We start from the raw sequence: 14,049 nt of genomic DNA, 5'->3' as shown, positions 1-14,049 counted from the left end.
ACGGGATTATAGACGAGGTGTCGTCTTACTCCTGCGTCGCCTTGGTGATCTCGGTGTAGAGCGGAACCGAGTCCCAGCCGAACACCACGTTGTCGACGGTGTCGGCCGAAGCGCCGGTCACGTTCGAGTACCACAGCGGGATGGCGGGCAGGTCCTTCAGGAGGACCTCCTGAGCCTGCTGGAAGATCTCGGTGGCCTCCTCAGGCGTCGCGGCGAGCGTGCCCTCCTTGATGAGGTTGTCGAACTCCTCGCTCGAGTAGTCCTCGTAGTTCGACCCGGCACCGGTCAGGTAGAGCGGCGCGAGGAAGTTGTACATCGAGGGGTAGTCGCCCTGCCAGCCGGCGCGGGTGCCACCGGTGAGCTTGTCGTTCGAGCGGTCGTCGAGGGCCGCGGCGAACGTCGGGTAGGGCTTGCCCACGGCCTGGATGTCGAGGGTGTTGGCGATCGAGTTCACGACCGCGTCGACCCACGCCTGGTGGCCGCCGTCGGCGTTGTACGCGAGGTCGAAGACGGTGTCGCCGTAGGGCGAGATCGCGTCGGCCTCGGCCCAGAGCTTCTTGGCCTCCTCGGGGTTGTACGCGAGGACCTCAGCGCCCTCGAGCTGGTCGGTCCAGCCCGCGATGACCGGCGAGGTGTAGTCGGTCGCCGGGGTACGGGTGCCCTGGAAGATCACGTCGGTGATCTCCTCGCGGTCGATCGCCATCGAGATGGCGGCGCGACGGAGCTTGCCCTCCTCGCCGCTCCAGTGCTCGAGGTAGTACGGCATGTTGAAGCCCTGGAAGATGGCCGCGGGCTGGTTGACCGCACGGTCGCCGAACTCGTCCTCGTAGGTGGCGAGGGCCGAGTCGGGCACGGCGTCGAGCACGTCGAGGTTGCCGGCCTGCAGGTCGGCGTACGCCGCGTCCTGCGAGGCGTAGAAGACGATCGTCAGGCCGCCGTTGGCCGGCGTGCGAACACCGTCGTAGTCGGGGTTCGTGACGAGCTCGATCTTCTCCTCGTGCGTCCACGCGTCGTCGCCGGCGAACATGTACGGGCCGTTGCCGACGGGGTGCTCGCCGAAGGCCTCCATGTCCTCGAAGGCGGACTCGGGCAGCGGGTAGTACGCCGTGTAGCCGAGGCGCAGCGGCCAGTCGGCCTCGGGCGCGTTGAGCTTGACCGTGAACGTCTTGTCGTCGACCACGTTGAGGCCGGTGAGCTCCGAGTCCTCGGTGTAGCTGAAGCCCTCGATGTTGTCGAAGAAGTACGAAGCGCTCTGCGCGTTGCTGAACTTCGCGCCGTAGTTCCACGCGTCGACGAACGACTGGGCGGTGACCGGGGTGCCGTCCGTGAACGTCTGGCCGTCCTTGAGCGTGACCGTCCAGGTCTGCTTGTCGTCCGACTCGATCGACTCGGCGACATCGAGCTCGATCTCACCGTCGGCCGTGTACGACACGAGGCCCGCGAAGATCGACGTGACGATCTTGCCGCCGCCGGTCTCCGTCGTGTTGGTCGGGATCAGCGGGTTCTGCGGCTCGGAGCCATTGGTCGTGATGATCGCGGTGGGGTCGCCAGCGGCCTCGGTGGACTCGCCCCCGCCGCCGCTCGTGCAGCCGGTGAGCACCAGTGCGCCGGCGGCAGCAAGAGCAATGGCTGCAGCGCCGATTCTCTTGTTCTTCAATGTTCCTCCTGTGAGATGTGCGCGGAACAGCACGGCTCTTGGCCGGGCTGTGCGCTTCGTGGTGCCAGACTACGAATCGTTCCCTGAGATACAAAGTCGAGACGGAAACCGTTACCGAGGCGCAACCTAGTGACACGGGACACGACATAATCCGCCGCGAATGCGCACGATCGTTGCGTGCGAGGCGCTCATGCGATGATTGCGGCATGTCGGATGCACGACCACTGCACAGCCCGCACACAGGCGAACCCAAGGTGGGCGGTGCACACGCCGCTTGGAGGCTCCGCCTCCGGGCCGAGATCGTCATCGTGCTCGGGCTCTCGCTCGGTGCCTCCGCGGTGTACTCGATCGTGTCGATCATCGCCCGCGTGACCGACGAGACCCCCCTCGCGAAGCAGTCGGCGGCGATCAACCAGTCGCGCTCGAGCCGGGAGTGGCTCGACTTCACCTACCAGTTCCTCGATGTGTTCTTCGGGCTCTTCGTGGTGGCCCTGGTGCTCTACCTCCTCTGGCAGCCGACGCGCAGCGGGTTCCGCCGCATCGGCTTCGACCTCACGAGACCCGGACGCGATGCGGCATCCGGCCTCGCCCTCGTGCTCGCGATCGGCGTGCCGGGCCTCGCGCTCTACGCGCTCGGCCGCGCGGCGGGCATCACCGTGACCGTCGTGCCGTCACCGCTCGACACGCACTGGTGGACGGTGCCGATCCTCGTGCTCGCCGCGCTCAAGGCGGCGCTCACGGAGGAGATCATCGTCGTCGGCTACCTGTTCACCCGTCTGCGCGAGCTCGGGGTCGGGCCGTGGGCCACGATCGTCTCGAGCGCGCTCCTGCGCGGCACGTACCACCTCTACCAGGGCTTCGGGCCGTTCGCCGGCAACGTCGCCATGGGCATCGTGTTCGGCTGGTGCTACGCGCGCTGGGGACGGACGATGCCGCTCGTGATCGCGCACTGGGTGCTCGACATGGCCTCGTTCATCGGGTATCCCCTGGCGGTCGCGTGGTGGCCGGAGCTCTTCGCTCCGCCCGCGTGACGCCACGGCGACCGACGACGAGCGCGCGCCGGCTGACGAGCACGCGGATGCCTCGGGCCGGCCGCCGACGCCGGTCGGCGCGTCGCGGCGCGAGGTGCCGGCCTTCGGGCGACGTCGCCGTCCGGACGACGACGGGCGCGCCCGCGCGCGCCTGGACAGGTCGCGGTGCATCGGCCGGGGGCGCGTGGGTCGTCTCGGACTCCAGGTCTCCGGAGAGCCGCAGTCGGCGACTCGGCGTGCAGACCACGCCGAGGTAGCCGCCGCGCGCGTAATCCATCACGTCCTGCGCATGCCGTATCGCCTCGGCCGACTCGCCGACGCTGCCGCGCCGGCGCATGCGCTGCTCGAGGCCCCCCGCGTCCGCCGTCGCGACGCTCACGACGGCGAAGGCGACGACGATCGCGATGCCCGCGATCACATCGATTCCCGGCATTCGGCACCTCCCCGTGCGAATGGCCCTCGGGCCGCCCGATACGGAAGCCCGAGAGAACCTCAGTCTACTCCCGGGCCGCCGTCGCGGTCAGTCGATCGGCCTCAACCGCCGATCTTCTCCCCCGCCGGGCTCAGCACCCACCACACGCCGTTGACGCCCTGGCCGTTCACGTCGCCCGCGGCGCCGTCGCCCGCGAAGGTGTACAGCGGCCAGCCGTCGAGCGTCACCTGCGTCGAACCGTCGACGCCGGTGATGGTGCCGACCTCGCCCGTGACGCCCTCCACCTCGGGGCTGTCGGAGTCGGTGGTCACCGCGGGCCAGTTGGTGGCGCACTCGCCCTCGCAGCTGCTGGAATCCCCGCCCTGGGTGTCGGAGTCGAACATGTACACCGTCATGCCCTCGCCGTCGACGACGATCTCTCCGAGGTCCGAGTCGGCGGTCGCGAGCACGGCGCCCGACGCGGCGCCGCCGTCGGGCGTCTCCGTCGCAGCCGGCGTGTCGCCGCCGTACATCGACCCGCCGGACGTGCCGTCGGATCCGCCGGACGTCCCCGTGCAGCCCGCGAGCGCGATGACGAGGCCGAGCACGGCGGCCCCTGTTGCGATGCGCGATTTCATTCGAGATCCCTCTCTCGTGGCGTTCGGGCCGCGAACGCGGCCCCCTGCAGTGAGCACGAGAGGGAGCTGCGGATGGTTCACCCGATCAGTCGACGGTGCTGCGCATGAGCACGTCGCCCGAGCCCATCGCCCTGATCTCGAGGGCGGCGATCTCGTCGAGGTCGAGCGCGGCTCCCGCGGAGAGCCGGGCTGCGGTGCCGGGGCTCGCCCGCCAGCTCGACACGTCGGTGCGTTCGCCGTCGCGCCCCACCACGACGAGGGCGTACGGCCAGCCGTCGGCGGGGGCGTCGGATGCCTCGGCGTCCGCGTACCGGCAGTCGAGTTCGATCCTCGTGCCCCACGCGACCTGCGTGAGCTCGGCGGTCGCGGTGAGCGGCACCTCGGCGACGGACTCGAACGCGACCGTCTCGGAGACGACGGGTGGGCGGCCGAGGGCGACCGGCACCGCGATCGCGGCGACGAGCACGACCGCCGCCGCGGCGGACGCGATCCACCAGGAGCGGGCTCGGCGGCGCCGACGACGACGGTCCTCGAGGCGGACGACGTCGAGCAGGTCCTCACGAGGGCCGGGCCGGGCACCGTCCTCGCCGTCGGCGAGGAGCGCGGTCGCCCGCTCGGGCGAGAGGCGTGCGAGCAGGCCGGGCATCGGTGCGAGCTCGGCGACGGAACGACGGCACCGCTCGCAGGTCTCGAGGTGCTGCTCGAACTCGCCGCGCTCGGCCGGCGAGAGCGCGCCGAGCACGTAGGCGGAGTCCCACTCCGCGAAGCGCGCGTGATCCGGGTTCATCGCGTCACTCCCTTCTCCTGCAGCGCGAGCCGCAGCGCCCGAAGCCCGTAGTGCAGCCGGGACTTCACCGTACCCTCCGGGATGCCGAGCCGACGGGCGACCTCGGCCACGCTGCAACCGCCGTAGTACGCGTGCACGATCACCGCCCGATGCTCGAGGCTCAGCGTCACGAGCGCCTCCTCGACGAGGAGGCTCTCGAACAGCGCGTCCGTCTCGTCCCGGGCCGGCGGCTCGGGCGGCTCGGGCGCCTCGGCGACGCCGATCTCGTGCCGGCGTCGCGCGCTGCGCGCCTCGTCGATCACGAGGTTGCGGGCGACCGTGATCATCCACGACCGAGTCGACGCCGGCTCCTGCGCCAGGATGCGGGGGCTCCGCCAGGCGCGCAGCAGGGTCTCCTGCACGATGTCGTCGGCGCCCGCGGCGTCGCCGGTGAGGTGCACGACGTACCGCCACACCGAGGCCCCGTGCGCCTCGTAGAGCGCGGCGAGCCGGCGGTCGTCATCGAGCGGCTCGGCATCGTCCGTCATCCACCACCTCCGGTCCTTCGACGGGAGAACGAGACGGCGCGCCGATCGGTTCAACGCGCGGAGGGGGTGAACCCGTGGGCCGTGCACGACGTGTTCTCGGCATGGACCCCGTGAACGCCGCACTGACCGCCTCCGCGCTCGCCTCCGGCGACCTCATCCAGATCGCGGGCCTTCCCCTGCATCCGCTCATCGTGCACGCGGTGGTGGTGCTCACCCCGCTCACGGTACTCGCCCTGCTGCTCGGCGCGTTCTGGCCGCAGGCTCGGCGACGCCTCGGGATGGTGACGGCCATCGGGGCGGCGATCGTGCTCGTGCTGGTGCCGATCACGGTCGCCGCCGGGCAGTCGCTCGCCGCGGTGCTCGGCCCGATCCCGGCGGTCGCCCGGCATCAGCGTTTCGGCGAGATGCTCCTCCCGTGGGCCGTCGCGCTCTTCGTCGTCGCGGCGGGCCAATGGGCCTGGTTCCGCTTCGCCGACGAACGGGTGCGCCGGGGCTCCCCCGGCGCCGCACGAGCGGTCCGGATCGGACTCGCCGCGGCATCCGTCGTCGTGGGCGTGGGCACGATGGTGCTGCTCGTGCTCATCGGCGACTCGGGAGCCCGCGCCGTGTGGGGCGGGCTCCCGAGCTGACCGTGATCGCTGCGGGGCCGTCGGATGTCGCCGTTTCCGCCCGCCGTGTCCACGCGAGCGGACACGGCGGGTCGGAACGGCGACACTCGTGAGCGAAGACGCTCGAGCGGCCTACGCGAACGCCTCCACCGGCGGGCAGGCGCACACGAGATTGCGGTCGCCGTACGCCTGGTCGATGCGTCGCACCGGGGCCCAGTACTTGTTGCGCACGAGCGAGCGGACCGGGTAGACGGCCTGCTCGCGCGTGTACGGGTGGGTCCACTCGCCCGAGATCGCCGACTCGGCGGTGTGCGGGGCGTTGTGCAGCGGGTTGTCGTCGGCCGGCCACTCGCCGCGTCCGACCGCGTCGGCCTCGGCCTTGATCGCGACCATCGCCTCGACGAAGCGCTCGAGCTCGGCGAGGTCTTCCGACTCCGTCGGCTCGACCATGAGCGTGCCCGCCACGGGGAACGACATCGTCGGCGCGTGGAAGCCGTAGTCGATGAGCCGCTTCGCGACGTCGTCGACCGTGACCCCGGTCTCGGCCGTGAGCGGGCGCAGGTCGAGGATGCACTCGTGCGCGACGAGCCCGTTCTCGCCGGTGTAGAGCACCGGGAAGTGCTCGCGCAGGCGCGACGCGACGAAATTCGCCGCGAGCACCGCCGAGGCGGTCGCCTGCTTGAGGCCCTCCGAGCCCATCATGCGCACGTAGGCCCACGAGATCGGCAGGATCGACGGGCTGCCGTACGGCGCCGCCGAGACCGGTCCGCCGCCGTGGACGAAGCCGCCCGCGTGGTCGGCGCGCTGCGCCATCGGGTGGCCGGGCAGGTACGGCGCGAGGTGCGCCTTCGCCGCGACCGGGCCGACACCGGGGCCGCCGCCGCCGTGCGGGATGCAGAACGTCTTGTGCAGGTTGAGGTGCGAGACGTCGCCGCCGAAGTCGCCGAAGCGCGAGTAGCCGAGGAGCGCATTGAGGTTCGCCCCGTCGACGTAGACCTGGCCGCCGGCGTCGTGCACGGCCTGGGTGATGTCCTTCACCTCGTGCTCGTACACGCCGTGCGTCGACGGGTAGGTGATCATGAGCGCCGCGATCGAGGCGGCGTGCTCGGCGATCTTCGCGCGCAGGTCGTCGAGGTCGACGTTGCCGAGCTCGTCGGTCGCGACGACGACGACGCGCATGCCGGCGAGCACCGCCGAGGCCGCGTTCGTGCCGTGCGCGCTCGACGGGATGAGGCACACGTCGCGCTCCGCCTCGCCGTTCGCGCGGTGGTAGCCGCGGATCGCGAGGAGGCCCGCGAGCTCGCCCTGGCTGCCGGCGTTCGGCTGCAGCGAGACGGTGTCGTACCCGGTGACCTCGGCGAGCCACGACTCGAGCTGCTCGACGAGCCCGAGCGAGCCGACGACGTCCGCCTCGGGCGCGAACGGGTGCAGGTTCGCGAACGCGGGCCAGGTGACGGCCTGCATCTCGGTGGCGGCGTTGAGCTTCATCGTGCACGAGCCCAGCGGGATCATGCCCCGGTCGAGCGCGTAGTCGCGGTCGGCGAGCTGCTTGAGGTACCGCATCATCTGCGTCTCGGAGTGGTGCGTGTTGAACACCGGGTGCTCGAGGTACGGCGACGTGCGGCGCAGCGCCTCGGGGACGGCGGTCTCGGTGATCGGCCCGTCGAGCTCGCGCTCCTCGGGGCCGCCGAACGCCTGGGCGACCTTGTGCAGGTCGTCGAGGGTGGTGGTCTCGTCGACCGAGACGTAGACGGTCGCCTCGTCGGCCTCCCACAGCAGCACGCCGAGGTCGCGGCCGCGCGCGACGACGTTCTTCGCGAGCCCCGGCACGTGCACGGCGAGGGTGTCGAAGTACGCGTCGTGGGCGACGCGCTGGCCGAGGTCCTCGAGCCAGCCCGCGAGCAGCTTCGCCTTGCCTGCGGTCTGCGTCGCGATGGCGCGGATGCCGCGGGGACCGTGGTAGACGGCGTACATCGAGGCCATCACGGCGAGCAGCACCTGCGCGGTGCAGATGTTCGAGGTCGCCTTCTCACGGCGGATGTGCTGCTCGCGGGCCTGCAGGCTGAGGCGGTAGGCGGGGTGGCCGGCCGCGTCCTGCGAGACGCCGACGAGTCGGCCCGGCATCTGCCGCTCGAGGCCCTTGCGGACGGCCATGTAGCCGGCGTGCGGGCCGCCGAAGCCCATCGGCACGCCGAAGCGCTGCGAGGTGCCGACGGCGACGTCGGCGCCGAGCTCGCCCGGGCTCGTGATGAGGGCGAGCGCGAGCAGGTCGGCGGCGACGACGGCGAGGGCGCCCTGCGCCTTCGACGCGGCGATGACGCCCGACGGGTTCCACACCCGTCCGGACGCGCCGGGGTACTGCACGAAGAGACCGAAGTGCTCGCCGAAGGCGGAGGCATCCGTCTGCTCGGTGAGCTCGACCTCGACGAGCTCGATGCCGACCGCCTCGGCGCGCGAGACGAGGAGCGCCTTCGTCTGCGGCAGCGCGTCGGCGTCGACGATGAAGCGGTTCGCCTTCGACTTCGAGCCGCGGCGGGCGAGCAGCATGGCCTCGACGACCGCGGTGCCCTCGTCGAGCATCGACGCGTTCGCGATGTCGAGGCCGGTGAGGTTCTCGACCATCGTCTGGAAGTTGATGAGCGCCTCGAGCCGGCCCTGGCTGATCTCGGGCTGGTACGGCGTGTAGGCCGTGTACCAGCTCGGGTTCTCGAGCACGTTGCGCTGGATCACCGCGGGCGTCACGGTGCCGTAGTAGCCGAGCCCGATGAGGGGCGTCCGCACCGTGTTCTGCGCCGCGAGCGCCGCGAGCTCGGCGAGCGCGTCGCGCTCGGTCGCCGCCGCGGGGATGGCCGAGTTCAGCACCTCGCCCATGCGGATCGACGACGGCACCGCCGCCGACATGAGCGCGTCGAGCGAGTCGTAACCGAGCTCGGCGAGCATGATCGAGTGGTCGCTCGGCGTGGTGCCGATGTGGCGGCGCCCGAAGGCGTCGAGGTCGAAGGCCGACGAGGGCGAAGTCATCCGGGTGGTTCCTTACTCTCCGGTGAGGGCGACGTACTCGTCGCGGGTGAGCAGCTTCGGCAGGCTCGAGACGGTCACCTTGAGCAGCCAGCCCTCGCCGAAGGGGTCGCTGTTGACGAGCTCGGGGGCGTCGACGACGGCCTGGTTCGCCTCGGCGACCTCGCCGCTGAGCGGGGCGAAGAGCTCGCCGACCGACTTCGTCGACTCGATCTCGCCGACGACGTTACCCTCGGTGATCGCGGTGCCAGCGGCGGGCAGGTCGACGTAGACGACGTCGCCGAGCTTCTCGGCGGCGTAGTCGGTGATGCCGATCGTCGCGACGTCGCCGTCGACGACGACCCACTCGTGCTCTTCGGTGTACTGCAGGGCGTTGAGGTCGGTCATGGGGTGCTCCTTGTGGTGTCGGATGACTCGGGGTTCGCGTCGCCCGCGCTCGCGAGCGGCGCCGGGATCATGAGGCGCGCTTGTAGAACGGCAGGGCGACGACGGTGGCGGGGATGCGCGTGCCGCGAACGTCGACGAAGAGGCCCGTGCCCTGCTCGCTCGCGGCCGGGTCGACGAAGGCCATCGCGACCGGGTGGCCGAGCGTCGGCGAGAGCGCGCCGCTCGTGACGACCCCGACGCGGTTCGCGTCGGCGCCGTCGCCGTCGTACACCTCGTAGTCGGCGCGGGCGGCGCGGCGGCCCTCCGCGGCGAGGCCGACGAGCACGGGCGCGCCGTCGGCCGGGCCCTGCTCGATCGCGGCGCGACCGACGAAGTCGCCCTCCTTCGAGAGCGCGACGACGCGTCCGAGGCCGGCCTGCACGGGCAGGATGTCGCGGCTGAGCTCGTGGCCGTAGAGCGGCATGCCCGCCTCCAGCCGGAGGGTGTCGCGGCTCGCGAGGCCGCACGGCACGACGCGCGGACCGCCGGTCTCTGTGAGCGCCTCCCAGAGGCGCGCCGCGCGCTCGGGCGCGATGTAGAGCTCGAAGCCGTCCTCGCCCGTGTAGCCGGTGCGGGCCACGAGCACCGGCTGGCCCTCGAACGTCGCCGGGAAGGCTCGGTAATACTTGAGCGCGGCGACCCGGGCGTCGAAGTCGTCTTCGTCGTTGCCGGGCCCGTCGACGCCGAAGCCCGGCGTCTCGAGCAGCACGGCGCGCGCGTCGGGGCCCTGCAGGGCGACGAGCGCGATGTCGTCGCTCTCGTCGGAGACGATCGTGTCGAAGCCGGCGGCGCGGGCGCGCAGCTCGTCGGCGACGACGGCCGCGTTCGAGGCGTTCGCGACGACCATGTAGCGGTCGTCGCCGGTGCGGTAGACGACGAGGTCGTCGATGATGCCGCCGTCTTCGGCGAGCAGCAGGGAGTACTTGGCCTGGCCGACCTCGATCGCCGACAGCTTGCCCGCGAGCGCGTGGTCGAGCGCGGCGGCGGCCTCGGGACCGACGAGCACGATCTCGCCCATGTGCGAGAGGTCGAAGATGCCCGAGGTCGTGCGCACGGCGTGGTGCTCGGCGAGGTCCGACGAGTAGCGCACCGGCATCTGCCAGCCCGCGAAGTCGGTGAAGCTCGCGCCGGCGGCGCGGTGCACGGCGTCGAGCGGGCTGCGGCGCTCGTCGGCGGGGCTGGTGGTTCCGGGGTCGTTCGTCACGAGTTCTCCTGACTGGCCTGCTGTCGTCGCCGGCGCGGTCGCGATTCGTGCGGCGGATGCCGCATGAGAACTCCCCCTCTGTCATGGGCCTGAGAGTTTCACGCGAGGACGCGCTTTCACCGTGGGCGGCCCCGCGCGCATCGCGGAGCACTTTTCAGAGCGGCCTCGTCATCGCGGTGTGTGACCTGAGAGATTGGCAGGGAGGCTTGCTCCTTCGGTGCCGGGCGGCCCGTTCGATGGATCTGAACGTGGCTCCGGCTCTCCCGCGACGCGTCGATGGCCCGGTATGAGGTTGTACCGTGATCCTAGCAGCGCCCGGCCGGGCGGGCCGATGGTGTCCCCCGACGCCCCCCGTACGCGGTACGGACGGTCGCGCCGCCGGGCGATACGCTCATCGCATCGGCACGGTCGAGCTTGGGCGGGTGATGCGGGTGATGCGGGAACGTGCGCGCGCGACGGTCGATCGCGACCGGGTGGAGGACGACGTCGAGCCACCGCGACCGGTCTGGCCGGGCATCGGCGACGGCACGTGGAAGCGCGCCGCACGGACGCTCTCGCTCCTCGCGACGGTCCTGCTCATCGCCGTCGCGCTCGCCGAGCTCGACCGGCTGATCGCGAGCGTTCCCGATCACCAGGGACGGAGCCACTCCCTGAACCTCGTGCTCGGCCCGCTCGGTCCGTTCCAGCTCGACAGCTGGGCGGCCTGGGCCCGGATGCCCTGGCACGCCGACATCGGCGGATGGATCATCCTCTCCGCGCTGCTCGATCTCGTCATGGTGGCCGCGTACGCCACGCTCCTGCGCGGGCTCGTCCGGAGGGCGCCGACCGGCGTGCAGATCGTCCCGAAGGTCGCGCTCGTCACGATCGTCGGCGCCGAACTGTTCGAGGACGCGCTGCAGATCGTCGCCGGGATCACCGTCGCGAACGGCCTGGAGCCCGCATCCGCGGCCGTCGGGTCGGTGATGGTGTGGGCCACGGTGTTCAAGGTGCTCGGATTCATCGTGTTCGGCGTCGCGGTGCTGCGCATCCCGGCGTATCGGCGATGGCTCGGCAACCGCACGGCCCGGCTCGGCCGCGCGATCTGGGTGCATCGGCTCGCCGCGCTCGCGATCGTCGTCCTGCTCGTGCTCGCCTGCATCCCCGCCGCCGACCTCCTCGACCAGCTGCCGGACGTGCAGCGCCAGTGGGCGGACGGCCCGCTCGGGGCGGTGCACGCGCTCGCGGCCATCGTCGCGATGCTCATCACCGGCGCGCTCACCCTCGCGCTCGGCCGACGCCGGACCCGCTACATGATCGAGACCCGGGTGCACGGGTGGGTCGGCCGGCCGACGCCGCACCCGTTCGATGCGGCGCTCCCCTGGCTCATCGCCCCGATCGCCCAGATCGGTCTCGCGATCGCGACCGTCGCGATCGTCGGACCGGTCGATCCCGACGGCGGCTTCCCCGTGCACCTGCCGACGTTCCTCGCGGTGCTCGTGATCGAACTCGCGATCGCGGCACTCGCGGCGTTCGGCGCGGGCTGGGTCCATCGCCGGCCGGAGGCGCCGCGCCGCGCCTCCGTCGAGCGCGCCGCCGACAGCTGGATCGTCGGGGACTCGCTCGCCGCGGTGGTGCTCGTCGTCGGCGCGATCGGCGTGGTCCGCTCCTTCCTGGTGCCGCTCGTGCTGGGCGGCTCCGCGGCGGGGCTGCTCGGCTGGCTGCTCGTGCCGGTGTCCGCCGGCGTCGCGGTGCTCGCGCCCTTCGCCGTGATCGGGTTCGTCGACCGCACCGGGCTCGGACGGCGTGCGATGCGCGCGGGCCGGCTCGATCCGACCGTCCATCGGCCGGCGGGCGACGGCATCGTGTCGCGGGCCGGTCTGGTCGAGTGGATCGCGCTCGTCGTCGGCAGCGCGGCGCTCGTCGCCGCGATGCTCTGGCCGGCGCAGCTCGGTTCGTCCCTCGGCGCGGTCGCGGTGGTCCTCCTCGGCCTCGGCGCCTGGGTGGCCGTGCTCGGCGCGTTCACGCTCATCCTGCAGTCGCGGGCCCTCGTCTTCCCGTTCCGCGTGCTCAACATGAAGGCGAGCCCGGTGATCGCACTGGCGCTCCTGATGCCGCTCGTGGTGAACGTGGCGCTCTCGGCCGCGCCCTGGCCGTTGTCGGACACCGCGCTGCATCGCGTGCACGTGTCGACCGAGGAACCGGCCGCGAATCCCGTGAAGCCCGACGCACTGGCCGAGCAGTTGCGCACCATGCGGGCGGAGGCCGACTGCGCGTACGTCGCCCCGGACGGCGAACGCATCCGCCCCGTGTTCCTGATCGCCTCGGAGGGCGGCGGAATCCGCGCGGCGTACTGGACGGCCTCGGTGCTCGACGCGCTGCCCGGATGCGCCGCGAGGTCCGGCCTCGTCGCGAGCGGCATCAGCGGCGGTTCGGTCGGGCTCGCGCTCGCGAGCGCGGCGGGCACCGCGGCCGACGGCGCCGACGGCTCGCTCGTCGAGTCGGCCGCTCATCTCTCGGCGCCCGGCGCCGTCTCGACCGCAGCGCTCGCGCTCGTCGTCGGCGACGCGGTCGCGGGCGGCTGGGGCGTGCACATGCCGTCGTACCTCGCCCCCTCGGACGCGGAGGACGACCCCGGCTGGCGCTGGCGCGACCGGGCGGCGCTCATCGAGTCGTTCTGGGAGCAGGGCACGGCGCTCGGCGAACCGTTCTCGAACACGATCGATCCGCGCACCGGGGCGCTGCTCATGAACTCGGCCGACGTCGTCACCAAGTGCCGGCTTCTGGTGCAGCAGGCACCGGTCACGGCCGAACGCGCGGCGTCGGACCTCGCGCCCGCGGCCGGTGCGGCGATCGGGCCGTGCGACGGGACGGGCGGACTGCCGTCGATGCTGCAGTTCGGCGAGCTCCCCGGCGTGAAGGGGGCGCAGAACGCGGCGAAGTGCCTGGCCGGGCTCGACTGGTCGACCGCGGCGATGCTGTCGGCCCGCTTCGCCGTGATCACCCCGACCGGCAGCATGCCGGGCACCGGGCCGTGCAAGGAGGTCGGCGGCAGCGACGGCGCCCAGTTCGTCGACGGCGGCTACGTCGAGCCGACCTCGCTCGCGACGATCGCCGACATCGCGCCCGCGCTCATGAAGGTCTTCGCCGACGTCAACGCCGAGCCCGAGAGCGACACGAAGCTCGTGCCGGTGCTCCTCTATCTCCGCAATTCGCAGGGCTACGACCTCGTCACCGACGTCACCCGCGCCGAGGCCGAGCCGCTCGCGCCGATCACGGGGAACGCGGCGCGGGTCCGCCTCACCGCGCAGGACGCATGGATCCAGCGCATCGCCCTCACCCTCCCCGAGGCCTGCCCCGAGGGCGATGACGAATGCGTCGCCGCGGTGGACGCGCTCATCGGCGACGATGGGCGCATCGACGGCGGGGTCGTGGTCGTCGCGCCCGCGTCCGAGCCCGCGGTGGTGCCGCCGCTCGGCTGGGCCCTCTCCAAGGCGAGCCGCGACCGGTTCACCGAGGCGCTCAGCACGGCCGCGCACTGCGGACAGGACTCGGCGGGCGAACGGGCCGCGGCGAGCAGCCACTACCCCGGTCTCGACGAGCTGCCGCTGCTCTTCGAGCAGGAGGACCCGTCGACGAAGACGACGGAGATGGGCGCCGAGATGTGCGACCGCATCGACGCCCAGCGCACCGTGGAGCCCTCGACGGCCCAGTGATCGGGCGCGGGTCGCGGCATCCACCGCGGATGCCTGGACCCGCGCCTGC

11 protein-coding genes and 1 riboswitch are annotated in these 14,049 nt (G+C 72.0%); of the genes, 3 read left to right on the top strand and 8 right to left on the bottom strand.

Annotation, left to right across the window (positions count from 1 at the left end):
* Window positions 1-25: 25 nt before the first annotated feature.
* Window positions 26-1,657, bottom strand: a complete 1,632-nt coding sequence (locus AC3RJ7_RS05040; protein ID WP_491454725.1) for a peptide ABC transporter substrate-binding protein — start codon at window positions 1,655-1,657, stop codon at window positions 26-28.
* A gap of 254 nt (window positions 1,658-1,911) precedes the next feature.
* On the opposite strand from AC3RJ7_RS05040, the gene AC3RJ7_RS05035 reads away from it, so the two are divergent.
* Window positions 1,912-2,688 carry a CPBP family intramembrane glutamic endopeptidase gene (locus AC3RJ7_RS05035; RefSeq protein WP_491454724.1) on the top strand — a complete coding sequence of 259 codons (777 nt, stop codon included), beginning with the start codon at window positions 1,912-1,914 and terminating at the stop codon, window positions 2,686-2,688.
* On the opposite strand, the gene AC3RJ7_RS05030 is transcribed toward AC3RJ7_RS05035, so the two are convergent.
* The 4 genes from AC3RJ7_RS05030 to AC3RJ7_RS05015 all read right to left on the bottom strand — a co-directional run bounded on the left by AC3RJ7_RS05030 (window position 2,630) and on the right by AC3RJ7_RS05015 (window position 5,052).
* Window positions 2,630-3,121, bottom strand: coding sequence for a hypothetical protein (locus AC3RJ7_RS05030; protein ID WP_491454723.1), 492 nt, complete (start codon window positions 3,119-3,121; stop codon window positions 2,630-2,632). The genes AC3RJ7_RS05035 and AC3RJ7_RS05030 overlap by 59 nt on opposite strands.
* 101 nt (window positions 3,122-3,222) lie before the next feature.
* Entirely contained in the window at window positions 3,223-3,738 is a 516-nt protein-coding gene (locus AC3RJ7_RS05025; protein WP_491454722.1) for a COG4315 family predicted lipoprotein, read from the bottom strand.
* 85 nt (window positions 3,739-3,823) lie between these two features.
* Window positions 3,824-4,525, bottom strand: a complete 702-nt coding sequence (locus tag AC3RJ7_RS05020; protein ID WP_491454721.1) for an anti-sigma factor family protein — start codon at window positions 4,523-4,525, stop codon at window positions 3,824-3,826.
* Window positions 4,522-5,052: a sigma-70 family RNA polymerase sigma factor gene (locus AC3RJ7_RS05015; RefSeq protein WP_491454720.1), complete on the bottom strand. Its 531-nt coding sequence runs from the start codon at window positions 5,050-5,052 to the stop codon at window positions 4,522-4,524. Before AC3RJ7_RS05015 ends, AC3RJ7_RS05020 begins: the two co-directional genes overlap by 4 nt.
* Window positions 5,053-5,153: 101 nt before the next feature.
* Here AC3RJ7_RS05015 and AC3RJ7_RS05010 point away from each other — a divergent pair, with 101 nt between their 5' ends.
* A complete protein-coding gene (locus tag AC3RJ7_RS05010) occupies window positions 5,154-5,681 on the top strand; it encodes a DUF2231 domain-containing protein (RefSeq protein ID WP_491454719.1) in 528 nt (175 codons plus the stop codon).
* A 111-nt stretch (window positions 5,682-5,792) separates the two neighbouring features.
* On the opposite strand, the gene gcvP is transcribed toward AC3RJ7_RS05010, so the two are convergent.
* The 3 genes from gcvP to gcvT form a co-directional block, all read right to left on the bottom strand.
* Window positions 5,793-8,681, bottom strand: coding sequence for an aminomethyl-transferring glycine dehydrogenase (gcvP, locus tag AC3RJ7_RS05005; RefSeq protein WP_491454718.1), 2,889 nt, complete (start codon window positions 8,679-8,681; stop codon window positions 5,793-5,795).
* Between the two features lie 12 nt (window positions 8,682-8,693).
* Window positions 8,694-9,065: a glycine cleavage system protein GcvH gene (gene gcvH / locus AC3RJ7_RS05000; RefSeq protein WP_491454717.1), complete on the bottom strand. Its 372-nt coding sequence runs from the start codon at window positions 9,063-9,065 to the stop codon at window positions 8,694-8,696.
* Between the two features lie 67 nt (window positions 9,066-9,132).
* Window positions 9,133-10,308 carry a glycine cleavage system aminomethyltransferase GcvT gene (gcvT, locus tag AC3RJ7_RS04995; RefSeq protein ID WP_491454716.1) on the bottom strand — a complete coding sequence of 392 codons (1,176 nt, stop codon included), beginning with the start codon at window positions 10,306-10,308 and terminating at the stop codon, window positions 9,133-9,135.
* A 164-nt stretch (window positions 10,309-10,472) separates the two neighbouring features.
* A riboswitch (glycine riboswitch) is annotated at window positions 10,473-10,584 on the bottom strand.
* Window positions 10,585-10,742: 158 nt separating this feature from the next.
* Here gcvT and AC3RJ7_RS04990 point away from each other — a divergent pair.
* The gene (locus tag AC3RJ7_RS04990) at window positions 10,743-14,000 is read left to right on the top strand and encodes a hypothetical protein (RefSeq protein WP_491454715.1); all 3,258 of its coding nucleotides are present in this window, start codon (window positions 10,743-10,745) and stop codon (window positions 13,998-14,000) included.
* The last annotated feature ends 49 nt before the right edge of the window (window positions 14,001-14,049 follow it).

Source organism: Agromyces solani, assembly GCF_058349925.1.
This window is presented reverse-complemented; position numbering and strand designations above follow the sequence as displayed.

Excerpts from the sequence above, each read along its gene's own strand:
- AC3RJ7_RS05010 (WP_491454719.1), top strand. The coding sequence starts at position 5,154 with ATGGACCCCGTGAACGCCGCACTGACCGCCTCCGCGCTCGCCTCCGGC.
- gcvH (WP_491454717.1), bottom strand. The coding sequence starts at position 9,065 with ATGACCGACCTCAACGCCCTGCAGTACACCGAAGAGCACGAGTGGGTC.
- AC3RJ7_RS05020 (WP_491454721.1), bottom strand. The coding sequence starts at position 4,525 with ATGAACCCGGATCACGCGCGCTTCGCGGAGTGGGACTCCGCCTACGTG.
- gcvP (WP_491454718.1), bottom strand. The coding sequence starts at position 8,681 with ATGACTTCGCCCTCGTCGGCCTTCGACCTCGACGCCTTCGGGCGCCGC.
- AC3RJ7_RS05030 (WP_491454723.1), bottom strand. The coding sequence starts at position 3,121 with ATGCCGGGAATCGATGTGATCGCGGGCATCGCGATCGTCGTCGCCTTC.
- AC3RJ7_RS05015 (WP_491454720.1), bottom strand. The coding sequence starts at position 5,052 with ATGACGGACGATGCCGAGCCGCTCGATGACGACCGCCGGCTCGCCGCG.
- AC3RJ7_RS05025 (WP_491454722.1), bottom strand. The coding sequence starts at position 3,738 with ATGAAATCGCGCATCGCAACAGGGGCCGCCGTGCTCGGCCTCGTCATC.
- AC3RJ7_RS04990 (WP_491454715.1), top strand. The coding sequence starts at position 10,743 with ATGCGGGAACGTGCGCGCGCGACGGTCGATCGCGACCGGGTGGAGGAC.